Origin of the sequence: Reichenbachiella agarivorans (genome assembly GCF_025502585.1) — a bacterium.
Classification (GTDB): Bacteria; Bacteroidota; Bacteroidia; order Cytophagales; family Cyclobacteriaceae; genus Reichenbachiella; species Reichenbachiella agarivorans.
Genome location: NZ_CP106679.1, coordinates 1230815 through 1243570, shown reverse-complemented (window position 1 = coordinate 1243570; position 12756 = coordinate 1230815). Strand labels below are relative to the sequence as shown.

The 12756-nt window shown below is 44.3% G+C and carries 11 protein-coding genes; 6 read left to right on the top strand and 5 right to left on the bottom strand.

What is annotated here, in order from left to right; all coding sequences use genetic code 11:
* Positions 1-201 precede the first annotated feature (201 nt).
* The 4 genes from clpB (at position 202) to N6H18_RS05225 (ending at position 4698) form a co-directional block, all read left to right on the top strand.
* Positions 202-2817, top strand: a complete 2616-nt coding sequence (clpB, locus tag N6H18_RS05240; protein WP_262310784.1) for an ATP-dependent chaperone ClpB — start codon at positions 202-204, stop codon at positions 2815-2817.
* Positions 2818-3262: 445 nt separating this feature from the next.
* Positions 3263-3796, top strand: a complete 534-nt coding sequence (locus N6H18_RS05235) for an RNA polymerase sigma factor (protein WP_262310783.1) — start codon at positions 3263-3265, stop codon at positions 3794-3796.
* Positions 3777-4046 carry a hypothetical protein gene (locus N6H18_RS05230; RefSeq protein ID WP_262310782.1) on the top strand — a complete coding sequence of 90 codons (270 nt, stop codon included), beginning with the start codon at positions 3777-3779 and terminating at the stop codon, positions 4044-4046. Before N6H18_RS05235 ends, N6H18_RS05230 begins: the two co-directional genes overlap by 20 nt.
* 4 nt (positions 4047-4050) lie before the next feature.
* Entirely contained in the window at positions 4051-4698 is a 648-nt protein-coding gene (locus N6H18_RS05225) for a ClpP family protease (protein ID WP_262310781.1), read from the top strand.
* A gap of 144 nt (positions 4699-4842) precedes the next feature.
* Here N6H18_RS05225 and N6H18_RS05220 read toward each other — a convergent pair whose 3' ends face one another.
* The 3 genes from N6H18_RS05220 to N6H18_RS05210 form a co-directional block, all read right to left on the bottom strand.
* Positions 4843-5007, bottom strand: a complete 165-nt coding sequence (locus N6H18_RS05220; protein ID WP_262310780.1) for a maltose acetyltransferase domain-containing protein — start codon at positions 5005-5007, stop codon at positions 4843-4845.
* A 14-nt stretch (positions 5008-5021) separates the two neighbouring features.
* Complete coding sequence (locus tag N6H18_RS05215) at positions 5022-5522, bottom strand: hypothetical protein (RefSeq protein WP_262310779.1); 501 nt, start codon at positions 5520-5522, stop codon at positions 5022-5024.
* 285 nt (positions 5523-5807) lie between these two features.
* Positions 5808-7154, bottom strand: coding sequence for an NAD(P)/FAD-dependent oxidoreductase (locus N6H18_RS05210; protein ID WP_262310778.1), 1347 nt, complete (start codon positions 7152-7154; stop codon positions 5808-5810).
* A gap of 248 nt (positions 7155-7402) precedes the next feature.
* On the opposite strand from N6H18_RS05210, the gene N6H18_RS05205 reads away from it, so the two are divergent.
* Positions 7403-8794 (top strand): pyridoxal phosphate-dependent decarboxylase family protein, encoded by a 1392-nt coding sequence (locus tag N6H18_RS05205; protein WP_262310777.1) that lies wholly within the window; start codon positions 7403-7405, stop codon positions 8792-8794.
* Positions 8795-8838: 44 nt separating this feature from the next.
* Here N6H18_RS05205 and N6H18_RS05200 read toward each other — a convergent pair whose 3' ends face one another.
* Positions 8839-9591 carry a copper homeostasis protein CutC gene (locus N6H18_RS05200; RefSeq protein ID WP_262310776.1) on the bottom strand — a complete coding sequence of 251 codons (753 nt, stop codon included), beginning with the start codon at positions 9589-9591 and terminating at the stop codon, positions 8839-8841.
* 164 nt (positions 9592-9755) lie between these two features.
* Positions 9756-12074: a 5-methyltetrahydropteroyltriglutamate--homocysteine S-methyltransferase gene (gene metE, locus N6H18_RS05195; RefSeq protein ID WP_262310775.1), complete on the bottom strand. Its 2319-nt coding sequence runs from the start codon at positions 12072-12074 to the stop codon at positions 9756-9758.
* 123 nt (positions 12075-12197) lie between these two features.
* Between metE and N6H18_RS05190 the strand changes: the two genes are divergently transcribed.
* Positions 12198-12701 (top strand): Lrp/AsnC family transcriptional regulator, encoded by a 504-nt coding sequence (locus N6H18_RS05190; RefSeq protein ID WP_262310774.1) that lies wholly within the window; start codon positions 12198-12200, stop codon positions 12699-12701.
* The last annotated feature ends 55 nt before the right edge of the window (positions 12702-12756 follow it).

Here is a 12756-nt window from a genome sequence, read left to right as displayed (position 1 = left end):
AATAGAAACATGTTATTCTACCCAACCAGAAAACTTGTCCAAGTTGGGAATTATTTTTCCGCCAATTTGACTTGATATAATTTACTTTTCGTCCGAAAACGGACACAATGGCTGATAAAATTTATTGAATGGAGATGGAACGAGAATTGATAATGACTCGTAGACTGTCTAACTAGACAGCATCAACCAAAGGATAAAAAAATGAATTTTAATCAATATACAGTCAAATCACAAGAGGTCATCAACAAGTCCGGAGAGATTGTGATGGCACTCGGACAACAAGCCATCGAACCAGCACATCTACTCAAGGCCATCGTAGAGACAGATGAGAATGTCATAGGGTTTATTGTCAAAAAATTAGGAATCAGCAAGGAGCAATTGGTAGCCCGAATCGATAGCACCGTAGCAACCTATGCCAAGGTATCGGGTCAGCAGCCGTATCTATCCAATGAAGCTGCAGCAGCACTGCAAAGAGCTGAAGCCATCGCCAAGAAGCAAAAAGATGAATTTGTAGCTATAGAGCACCTCATCATGGGTATCCTAGATGGAAAGGACAAAGCAGCTACTTTGTTGAAGGAATTAGGGTTCAATCAAAAGGATCTTGAGGCAGCAGTCAAAGAATTGCGTGGAGGAAACAACGTGAATAGTCAAAGCGCAGAATCAAACTATCAGTCGCTAGAGCGCTACTCCAAGAACCTGAACCAACTCGCCAAAGATGGAAAAATTGACCCTGTAATAGGTCGAGACGAAGAGATCAGACGCGTGTTGCAGATTTTGTCCCGCAGGACCAAAAACAACCCGATGCTGATCGGTGAGCCGGGTGTGGGTAAAACAGCCATCGTGGAAGGGATGGCCCAACGCATCGTGGATGGTGATGTCCCAGAAAACCTAAAGTCCAAGACTTTGATTTCCCTAGACATGGGGATGCTCGTGGCAGGAGCCAAATACAAAGGTGAGTTTGAAGAGCGACTTAAATCCGTGATCAAAGAAGTGCAGGACTCTGCTGGAGAGATCATTCTTTTCATCGATGAGATTCACACACTGGTGGGAGCGGGCGGAGGCGAAGGAGCCATGGATGCCGCTAACTTACTGAAACCTGCTTTGGCAAGAGGTGAGCTACATGCGATAGGTGCCACTACGCTGAAGGAGTATCAAAAATACATCGAGAAAGACAAGGCACTGGAGCGTAGGTTTCAGACGGTCTTGGTAGACGAGCCTAATGAGATAGATGCGATTTCTATCCTGAGAGGGATCAAAGAAAAATATGAGGTACACCACGGAGTTAGGATCAAGGATGATGCGGTGATTGCTGCAGTAGAATTGTCGAGCAGATATATCTCTGATCGTCATTTGCCTGACAAGGCGATTGACCTGATGGACGAAGCAGCGGCCAAACTCAGAATCGAGATTGACTCTATGCCTGAAGAACTTGATGAGCTCAATCGTCGAATCATGCAGTTGGAAATCGAGCGTGAGGCCATCCGTAGAGAAAAAAATAAGGAGAGAGAAAAAGTGCTCTCCCGTGAAATCTCTGATCTATCTGTGCGTCGAGATGACTTGAAAGCCAAATGGCAAAATGAGAAAGCAGTTATCACGGGGATTCAGTCAGAGAAGGAGAATATCGAGCGCTTCAAGACCGAAGCGGAACAAGCAGAGCGTGCTGGGGACTTTGGTAAAGTGGCCGAAATCCGATATGGTAAGATTCAGGAAGCAGAGAAAAAGCTAGAAGAGTTCAAAGCCAAACTGGCACAGATGCAAGGTGAGAGTACTTTGTTGAAGGAGGAAGTAGGTGCTGAGGACATCGGCGAGGTGGTTGCAAAATGGACAGGGATACCTGTACAGAAAATGCTGCAAAGTGATCGAGAGAAGTTGCTCCACCTAGAAGATGAATTGGGCAAGCGTGTAGCTGGCCAGGAAGAAGCGATCGAAAGCATTGCTGATGCCGTCAGACGCAGCAGAGCAGGATTGCATGACCCGAACAGACCGATTGGTTCCTTCATCTTCCTAGGTACGACAGGTGTGGGTAAGACTGAGTTGGCAAAGGCCTTGGCAGATTACTTGTTCAACGATGAGAATGCCATGGTCAGAATCGACATGTCAGAGTACCAGGAGCGACATGCGGTCAGCCGCTTGATTGGAGCACCTCCGGGATATGTGGGTTATGACGAAGGAGGACAGTTGACCGAGGCAGTGCGAAGAAAGCCCTACTCTGTGGTCTTACTGGATGAGATCGAAAAGGCGCACCCAGATGCATTCAATGTGCTGTTGCAAGTATTGGACGAGGGTCGATTGACTGATAACAAAGGTCGTGTGGCGAATTTCAAAAACACAATCATTATCATGACGACCAACATAGGTGCGGAGTTGATTCAGGAGAATTTCTCCCAATTAGATTTTGACAATGAGCAGGAGATCATTGACAAGACCAAAAGAGAGGTTATGGATTTGATGAAGCTCTCTGTGAGACCAGAGTTTTTGAATCGTGTGGATGAGACGATTATGTTCAGACCGTTGGACAAAGCCAACATTCGCAAGATTGTAGAGATTCAATTCAAACAGATCAAGAAACGTTTGGAGGAAAATGGCGTGAAGTTGGAAGCGTCTCCACAGGTATTCGACAGGTTGGGAGAGTTGGGTTATGATCCACAGTTTGGAGCTAGACCGCTCAAGAGAGTGATTCAAAAACAAATTCTCAATGAGCTGTCCAAACAAATCCTCTCTGGCAAAGTCAGCAATGAAGCAGTGATCGGCATCACGCTCAATGATCAAAAAGAGATGGAGTTCATCAATCTTGATGAAGTAGAAATCGACAAATAAGTCAAATAGCCATAGATGAAAAGCCAGTTCGGAAGAGCTGGCTTTTTTAGTTTGCGGTGAAAAGTGTCATTATTCCCCTTAAATATGCGGCGAATAGTCCTTGGTAGCAGAGTCCGTTACGACATTCTATTGACGAGAGTAGAATGCTTTCCTTTTTTAGATATATGCAAACGTGCCGCAGCTTGCAGGAACAAATCATAAGCTTATGCAAGGTCGGCGCAGTACTGCTCCGAGTTTGCATAAATCATACAAATACAAAGTTCAAGAAAAAGACCTGTCTACATCATCCTTTCTTTCAAGTCTCTACATCAAAAAGAAATAATAGGATAGTCAACGACTTGATCGCCATTGCGACCAAGCAGAGTCTTTTATATGCACAGAAAAAAATCTATGCTTTTAAGGTGATACTTTTATACAAAGTGGAACATATACTAAAAACATAGATATGCTGGTATTAGAAGAAACTGTCAGACAAACTAGGGAGGCCAAGATCATCGAGTGGTACACGGAGGTTTTTCCTGCTGCCTGTACTTACATCAAAAAAAGAGGTGGCGACCTAGAAAACGCCAAAGAGATTTTTCAGGAGGCGCTCATACTTTATTATGAGAGGAGCACAACCAGTAACTTTCTGCTTGACGTCAGTGAAGAGGCCTATCTAATGGGCATCGTCAAAAATCTCTGGCTGAAGAGCCATGCGAAGGAACAGAAAATGATGAGCCTTGACAATGTAGAATGGCAAGCGGAACACGAGACGAGTCCCTTGACAGAAAAGCTACTGTCCTTCCTCCAGCACTCTGGTCAAAAGTGCATGGATCTGTTGCAGTCCTTCTACTATGAAAATCTCAATATGAAAGAAGTGGCGACACAATACGGGTATAGCAGCGAGCGATCCGCCACCGTACAAAAATTCAAGTGCTTGGAAAAGGTAAGAGACAATGTGAAACAAAAATCTTTGACGTATGAAGACTTCATGGATTGAGACTAGTCAAATAGAAAACTGGCTGCAGCAGAAAGGAGATGTTTCCGAAAGGCTCGTCACAGAGGTCAAGTCGATGCTTAGTCCTCAGTTGAGTGACAAGATTCACTGGCAATCCAAAACCTATGAACTCGTCCATCTCTATGGAAGGGAAAAATTGCGAGAGGAGATCAAGACCCTCGAGCAAGAATTATTTACGACAGCAAAGCATCATTCATTTCAGGCAAGAATCCGCTCTATTTTTAAACGATAAACTCATGAACATACATTCACATCTCATCCCAATGGTCATCGACCAAAGCAGCAGAGGAGAACGATCTTATGATATCTTTAGTTTGCTCTTGAAAGAGCGCATCATATTTTTAGGAACCGCGATCGACGATCAGATAGCCAACTTGATAGTAGCCCAATTACTATACCTAAACAGCCTAGACCCCAAGGCACAGATAGATATGTATATTCATTGCCCAGGCGGATCGGTATATGCAGGTCTTGCGATATATGATGCCATGCAGATGATCAGCGCACCAGTTTCTACAGTAGCGGTGGGTTTCAGTGGCAGCATGGGTACTGCACTCCTCACCTCAGGAGAAAAAGGAAAGCGCTATGCTCTGGCACAAGCGACTATCCATCAGCACCCCACAGGAGGAGGAGCCAAAGGCTACACAGAGGATGTCCGCATTGCCACCCACGAGCAAGAAAGGCTCCAAGCTCAACTCTTCCATATCATGGGCAAAAATACGGGTCATACCCGAAGTGAGATGGAGGAGTTTTTCAGGAGAGATCGCTTTCTCAATGCGATAGAAGCAAAAGCATATGGCTTGGTAGATGAGATATTGGGAGACACCTCCAACCTAATCAAATTTGAAGCAAAGGGAAATGAGTTTACCTTTTATGCTAACTAGCCGTTTCGTTAGTGGAAATGAACCCTTTCACATCATAGCCTATAGTGAGGGGGTTGGATCTAGTATGCAGCAGTAGAAGTTCATGAAGACTTTATCTCCTATCTTGATGTTGTAACCATAGTCGCAGTAGAAGGGAGGCTCGATTCAAAGCCCTTTACCAGCCTTGCCAAATAGCTGATAAGAAATCTCACTTGTTTCAGTCTTGTTTTCATCTCCCGTACGGTTGATTGGTTGGAAAATCATTCGAGCGGCATGTCTTTCCTGATCTAGTTGTGGATCAGCTACACCGCAGTGCTCGCCAGCGAGCATCTGTCCTGGGTTTGTTATTTTCTACGGTACACCCCATCAAAGACGATGGATACCCGAGATTCATGGGTGTCAAGTATCTCCCACAACTGACTCATGGTGTTTTCATCGATCTTGGTATAGGTGATGCGATCGTAGTACCAGGATATTTTTTTTCCTCTCTTCAATTCACTCTGCAAGACCATGCTTTCCTGATTGGCCTTCCCTTTCAGTTTGAGATTAGATCCACCACTATCTAGCCAGAGTTGATTCCATGTAGAGTCGGAAACATCAAAGTAATTGAAGCTTCTACCAGTCAGACCAGAAGCACCTCTCCAGTATTCGGTCACTATGCAATCTTTTTCTATTTTGCTGACGGTGTTTTCTCCCAGCTTTACATTTTCAGGAGTGAAGACCTCCCAATCACCGATCCAAAAATCAAATTCAGAATGACTGGTAGAGCAACAGGCACAGTCGGATTGTGCCAGGGCAGATAGGCTAAATAGGAAAATAAGGGAAAGAATTGAGATAGTTTTCATAGAGGTTGTTTAGTCTTAAGTCTGTGTCAAATTAAACAATGAAAGTATTTCTACCAAACGGGAGGCAGATCAGTAAATGAAAGGAATTACAATTTTGATCTACAGCTCAACCGCGCAGGGGTAATAAAAGGATTGGGAAATAAAATTTTCCCTTGATGGTGGGAATGTAGCTATGGGCAAGAGATTGAGAGGAGGCCGAAATGTAGTGACCAAATGGAGGAAATGCTGCAGTTTCATGAATTTAGGTTTTATATTCTAACTGTGCATTTCCTCCTTTTATTGTTTTTACTGAAGCGGCTTTTGTTTTTCCTCTTCGACAGGCTTCTTTTTTTTCTTGATATAAGGGCGAATGATCAGTCTAGTTCCACGGTCATAGGTGAAGTAGTTCCAGATCCAGTTACTCATGATGACGAGTTTGTTTCTGAACTCTACGATTAGCACCAAATGGACGAACATCCACATCAACCAGGCCATGAATCCGCCGAACTTCAGCTTACCAAAGACTTCTGTGACTGCTTTGTTTCGTCCGACAGTTGCCATCGTCCCTTTGTCCACATACTTGAAGGCCTTCCATTGCTCATGATTCATGCCTTTGTTCATGTTTTTTGAGAGCAAGTTTGCTTGTTGGATCGCTACAGGAGCCAACATAGGGTGTCCTCTTTCGAAATCTTTGTTTTGCATCGAGGCGACATCACCTATGGCATAGACTTCATCAAATCCCTGAACTTTGTTGTATTCATTGACCAGGTAGCGTTTGTCACGGGTGATGATTTGCTCCATGCCAGACAGGGCATTGCCATTGACGCCTGCTGCCCAAATCAAGGTTTCTGAGGGGATGTTCATGCCATCGTTTAGGATGACAGTATCTCCATCAAACGATTTGACAATTTTGCCCACGTAGAGATTGACGTCAAATTTTTTCAAGTATTCGTAGGCCTTCTCCCCTGATTTTTGAGACATCCCGCTGAGTAGCCTTTCTTGTCCCTCGACCAGATAAATCTGCATTTTGTTCAGGTTGAGTTCTGGATAATCCTTAGGCAAAACGTGTTTTTTGAGTTCTCCCAAAGCACCCGCCACTTCGACACCAGTAGGCCCACCACCGACGATGACATAGTTTAGCAATTTTTGTACTTCGTTTTCGTCATTTTTCAAGACAGCTTTTTCAAAATTCTGAAGAATCTGTGACCTGAGGTTTAACGCATGCGGCAATTGCTTCAGAGGAAAGGCCTTCTGCTCAAATTCTGCGTTGTTGAAAAAGTTGGTAATCGAGCCACATGCCAACACGAGATGGTCATAACTCAATTCACCGATGTTGGTGGTGATGATTTTTTCTACTGGATCGACGTTTTGGGCGGTTGCCATACGGAAGTAGAAATTTTTCTTTTGCTGAAAGGTCTTTCGCAACGGACCCGCAATAGAATCTGGCTCCAAACCAGCAGTTGCTACTTGGTAGAGCAATGGCTGAAACGTGTGATAATTGTAGCGATCCAACAGAACCACCTGATACTTTTTGGTATTAATGTTCTTCACAAACCTCATTCCTCCAAAACCGCCACCAATGATGACGATACGTGGCAATTCTGATTTGGGGATGTTAATTTTTTCGAGCTGAGCGGCACTTACTTTTGACATGGTACGAGATGGATTTTGACCCTCTTTGTTTACGAACGCGAAGATACGCTGTTCATCAATTTTATGTTTATTTCGTCATGAATGATTGTAAGAAAAAATGCAAAGACTCATGCTTTGACGCCATCACACCGAATTGTGATTATCCTTTGGTAATTTTGTGAATCTCACTCATTTAATTGCGTAGAAAATTTGGTTGAAAACTTCACAAAGAAACCATTCCTAAAATTCCGACTTACCGATCTATCTCGATGAATACACAATTGCACCATGACCTTGAAAACCTTGATAACTTACTAGATGTCGTCAAAAAGCAAGGTTTATATTTTTTGAATCAGGTAGATGAACGACACACGTCCAATCAATCTACAGTTGATCTTGACGAAAAGCTCAGTGAGACAGGTCTGGGAGGACTCCAAACTTTGGCTCACTTCAATGAAAAATTTGAACCTATGATGGTCGCATCTACTGGACCGAGGTATTGGGGTTTTGTCACGGGCGGTTCCACACCTGCCTCCATCATGGGAGATTGGCTGGCCACTATTTATGATCAGAATACCCAGACCGTCAAAGGTCAAGGTGACAACTCAGCGATCATTGAGGTGGAAACAATCAATTTGCTTTTGGATTTATTCGGCTTGCCCGATGATTTCATAGGTGGTTTTGTGTCAGGTGCAACTATGTCCAATTTCACTTGTTTGGGTGTGGCAAGACAATGGCTTGGCAAGGAACTTGGGAAAGATTTTGCAAAAGAGGGGATCACCCAAAAGATCAACATTCTATCAGCTACACCTCATTCTTCTGCTATCAAATCACTAGCAATGTTAGGCATTGGCAGTAATAATTTAACCCAGGTAGCGACCCTGCCGGGGAGTCGTGAGGCGATGGATGTGGAGGATTTGGAGAAGAAGATCGTGGCGCTCGATGACGAGCCCTTCATTCTCATATCGAGTGCTGGCACAGTCAATACTTCAGATTTCGATGACTTTCGGGCGATTGCCCGATTGAAAGAAAAACATAATTTTTGGTGGCACATAGATGCTGCTTTTGGAGGATTTGCGGCTTGTTCACCTCGATACAAACCTCTGGTTGAGGGTTGGGGTAGTGCAGACAGCATCACCATGGACAACCACAAGTGGATGAATGTCCCCTATGAAAGCGCTTTTTATCTGATTAAAAGGAAGCACCAGTTTTCACAAGTAGAGACCTTTCAAAATTCCAATGCGCCTTACTTGGGTGATCCTTTGGAGAATTTTAATTATCTGAATTTCTTGCCAGAAAACTCACGAAGACTCAAGGCACTCCCTGTTTGGTTTTCGATCAAGGCATACGGTAAAAAAGGGTATCAGGACATTGTGGAGAACTCAGTAACGATGGCTCAGTTGCTTGGTCAAATGATTAGCGAAAGTGAAAAGCTAGAATTATTGGCACCAGTTAGGTTGAACAATGTTTGTTTCAGCCTGTCGGGAGATGAAAATCAAGAAAAGGTTGCTGGGTTTTTGACCAAGTTGAATCAGACGGGCAAAGTGTTCATGACACCCACACAATTTCAGGGGAAGAAGGGAATAAGAGCCTCCTTTGTGAACTGGAGAACCACCAAGGAAGATGTAGAGTTGGTGATGAGTGAAATTGATAAAATATAATTCGAGAAGCTAGCTTGGTGAAGGCACAAGGCTAGGTGATATTATCACGGATTCAAAAGCTGAATGAAACGTTGAATGAGCTTTTGATCTACGACTTGTATTTGATATTCCTTATCTGGGAGGATGCCCATTTTTACTTTTGGATTTTGGAATGTCATTTGGCTCACAAGCGTATGTCGACCGCTTACATGGATTTCTTTGGCTTTTGTGGTAGCAATCAGTGTTTTCGCATTTTCAAGACGAACTCCTCCGCCTGGCATCACGATGATGCGATCACCTGCTTGCAGAATCAATCTCGTAAGGGTCGTAGAACCTGACACGACATCATTTTCTAATCCAGATGTCAACACTCGCTCTACTCCGAGCCGAATCAAGTCCTCAAGTGCCTGCGCAGCATCCGCAACCATATCAAATGCTCTGTGAAAAGTGACATTCATGGGTCGAGCGAGCGTTACCAGTTCTTGGGTTCGGATCATGTCAATACTGCCATCTGGTAGGAGACAACCTATGACTACTCCATTTGCTCCCAGTGATTTGGCGATTTTGATGTCTTCTTTCATGACATCAAACTCTTCCTGAGTGTAGAGAAAATCACCGACTCTTGGTCGGATGATGACCTGCATGTCGATAGATAGTCTATCTCGAACCATTTTGATCATGCCCGCACTAGGGGTGGTGCCTCCCTCGGCAAGGTTGTCACACAATTCGACACGTGAGGCTCCACCTGCTTGGGCGTTGATGGCCGATGCGACAGAGTCGATGCAGACTTCTAAGATTATTTTTTTGGATGGAGACATGATACACAAACATAGAGAGTATTCGGTGATTTGTGGAATGAAATGGGTGTTGTGCCGCCAGTTTTGAGTGGGTAAGTATTGTCGCAAGTTGAGACCTTGAGAAAGTAAAAGCCGAAGAGAAATCCAGCTTCTTCGGCTTTTGTATTACTTATTACCAATTTGTGTTACGCTTCGATGGCTACCGCCTCTCTCATTTTTTTGGCAGCATTGACCAGATGGATCAAGGCTTCTTTGGTCTCCGGCCATTGTCTGGTTTTGAGTCCGCAGTCTGGATTGACCCAGATATGCTCGATTGGTAGCAATTCACTCGCTCGCTGCAGCAGCTTTTCGATCTCCTCTTGACTCGGGACACGTGGCGAATGGATGTCATAAACCCCTGGGCCGATTTCATTAGGGTATTTGAATTCGACGAAGGCATCTAGCAGCTCCATTTCTGATCTCGAGGTTTCGATGGTGATCACATCGGCATCCATGTCTGCGATGTTTTCGATGATGTCGTTGAACTCTGAATAGCACATGTGCGTGTGAATCTGCGTCTGGTCTTGTACGCCACTAGCAGATATTCTAAATGCCTCGACAGCCCAATTCAGATATTCCTTCCAGTTTTCCACTCTGAGTGGCAAGCCTTCTCTGATGGCTGGCTCATCAATTTGAATGACTTTAAGACCTGCTGCCTCCAAGTCGCAAACTTCATCTCGGATAGCCAAAGCGATCTGTTGACAAGTAGTGGACCTTGGCTGGTCGTTTCGTACGAACGACCACTGTAGGATTGTAACAGGGCCTGTCAACATTCCTTTCACTGGTCTGTCGGTCAGGGATTGTGCGTAGGCGGACCATTTGACGGTCATGGGCTGTTTTCTGTACACGTCTCCAAAGATAATTGGAGGCTTGACACAGCGACTGCCATAGCTCTGAACCCATCCAAAATGGGTGAATACAAAACCCTCCAGTTTCTCTCCGAAATACTCCACCATGTCGTTGCGCTCGTACTCACCATGCACCAACACATCGAGACCGATTTCTTCTTGGAATCTGATGGTTTCTTCGGTTTCGGTTTTGATCAATTGATCGTATTCACCTTGTTTCAACTCCTGCTTTTTGAACTTAGCTCTCCAACTTCTGACTTCTGGTGTTTGGGGGAATGACCCAATCGTGGTAGTCGGAAACAGAGGCAAACGAAGCACCTCGCGCTGTTTGGCTTGTCTGATGCTAAATGATGACGCCCGCTGACTGTGCGATGGAGCCAATCGACTGACGCGGCGTTTTACTTTGGGATCGTGGATGAACCCTGAGCTTCTTCTTTCTTCATTGGCTTGTTTGTTGGCAACTAAATTTCGAACTGCATCCTCTGATCTGGCTTGTCCAGCAAGCTCGCCGAGTGCCACTACTTCATCTACTTTTTGCTTGGCAAAGGCTAACCAGTTTTTGACAGCTGTTGGCAATTGGTTGCTATTTTCTTCTAGATCCAAATCACAAGGACTGTGTAGGAGTGAACAAGAGGTGGCGACCCAAACCCTATCTGTACCCAATTGAGATACGGCTTGTTGGATTTTATTCAATGAATCTTGGTAATCATTTTTCCAGACATTGCGACCATCGACCAATCCCAAAGACAATTTGAGGGTGCTGTTCAATTGCTTGGATGCCAATACATCCTCCAACTGTGACTCGCAGCGTACCAAATCTAGGTGCAATGCCTCGATAGGCAAAGACAGGACAGTATCCAGATTTTCTCCATAGCATTCGAAATAGCTGGTCAAAACGATCTTGAGTGAGGGAAATTTTTCAGCGATCTGTCTGTAGGTTTGGGTGATGGCTGTCCGTTCGGCATCATTGAGATCGAGTGCCAGACAAGGGTCATCTAGTTGGAGATGAGTCACACCTAGATTGACCAATTTCGCCAGTAATTCGAAATAGACTGGCAGTAAACTATCTAGCAAATCCAGACGGTGAAAGCCATCTTCTTTCTCCTTGCCCAAGAGTAAGAAAGTCACCGGTGCGATCAGGACAGGCCTGGTTTCTATACCCAGCTCTTTGGCTTCCAAATACTCGTCGACTATTTTGCTGGCATCTAGGACGAAGGCCTGGTTTTTTTCGAACTCTGGTACGATGTAGTGGTAGTTGGTATCAAACCACTTGGTCATCTCCATCGCAGTGATGTCATAGCCCTCTTTTTGGATTCCCCTCGCCATGGCGAAATATAGATCCAAGCTTGACAGTTCTTGTTTTACTTTTTGGTAGCGCTTTGGCACACATCCTAGGATCAGTGACATGTCCAATACCTGATCGTAGAGTGAAAAATCGTTGGACGGAATGAAGTCGACCCCTGCCTTCTGTTGCAAAGCCCAATTTTGTCGTCGGATGGTTTTGGCTGTCAGCAATAGTTCCGTAGCATCCATGTCTTGTTTCCAATACTTCTCGGATGCTCTTTTTAGTTCTCGTTGGCTACCAATTCTCGGATAGCCTAATACGCTGGTTTTCATGATTTCAATAGATTTAATTTCTTTGCAAATCTATTAATCAAGTGATATGATCGGAATTATAAAATATATTTGGTCATTGAATCTATGTTTGATCAGTTTCAAAGATTATTAATTTATAGTAGTATGAATTCTAATGACAAAACAGAAAATTATTCTGTACAAAATCTAGATGTCGTGGACATCAAACTCCTAAATCTCCTACAAACCAGCTCCAACATGACGACCAAAGAGCTCGCCAAACTGGTCAATCTCTCGCCCACGCCCGTCTTTGAGCGGATCAAAAGGTTGGAGAAAAATGGATTCATCAAGAAGTATGTTGCGGTGCTAGATGCGGACAAACTGGATAGAGGCTTGATTGTGTTTTGCAACATTACCCTCAAGCAACACAGCAAAGAGATTGGTCATCAGTTTGTAGAAGAGATCACGGCCCTAGAGGAGGTCACTGAGTGCTACAACATCTCTGGAGATTATGATTTTTTGCTCAAAGTCCTCGTCCGAGACATGAAGCATTACCAAGATTTTGTATTCAACAGGCTGGGGGCAGTCAATAATGTAGGGAGTGCGCATAGCACTTTTGTAATGGCAGAAATCAAGCATACGCATGCTGTGCCTTTGGGAGAAGGATAGGTTGCTAATGCGCAATAGGTTTGCCGCTCGACTCTTTTTGGGTTTGATCTTGTTT

Coding starts and splice junctions, on each gene's coding strand:
- N6H18_RS05225 (WP_262310781.1), top strand. CDS start 4,051: ATGAACATACATTCACATCTCATCCCAATGGTCATCGACCAAAGCAGC.
- N6H18_RS05205 (WP_262310777.1), top strand. CDS start 7,403: ATGAATACACAATTGCACCATGACCTTGAAAACCTTGATAACTTACTA.
- clpB (WP_262310784.1), top strand. CDS start 202: ATGAATTTTAATCAATATACAGTCAAATCACAAGAGGTCATCAACAAG.
- N6H18_RS05190 (WP_262310774.1), top strand. CDS start 12,198: ATGAATTCTAATGACAAAACAGAAAATTATTCTGTACAAAATCTAGAT.
- N6H18_RS05200 (WP_262310776.1), bottom strand. CDS start 9,591: ATGTCTCCATCCAAAAAAATAATCTTAGAAGTCTGCATCGACTCTGTC.
- N6H18_RS05210 (WP_262310778.1), bottom strand. CDS start 7,154: ATGTCAAAAGTAAGTGCCGCTCAGCTCGAAAAAATTAACATCCCCAAA.
- metE (WP_262310775.1), bottom strand. CDS start 12,074: ATGAAAACCAGCGTATTAGGCTATCCGAGAATTGGTAGCCAACGAGAA.
- N6H18_RS05215 (WP_262310779.1), bottom strand. CDS start 5,522: ATGAAAACTATCTCAATTCTTTCCCTTATTTTCCTATTTAGCCTATCT.
- N6H18_RS05230 (WP_262310782.1), top strand. CDS start 3,777: ATGAAGACTTCATGGATTGAGACTAGTCAAATAGAAAACTGGCTGCAG.
- N6H18_RS05235 (WP_262310783.1), top strand. CDS start 3,263: ATGCTGGTATTAGAAGAAACTGTCAGACAAACTAGGGAGGCCAAGATC.
- N6H18_RS05220 (WP_262310780.1), bottom strand. CDS start 5,007: ATGCTCGCTGGCGAGCACTGCGGTGTAGCTGATCCACAACTAGATCAG.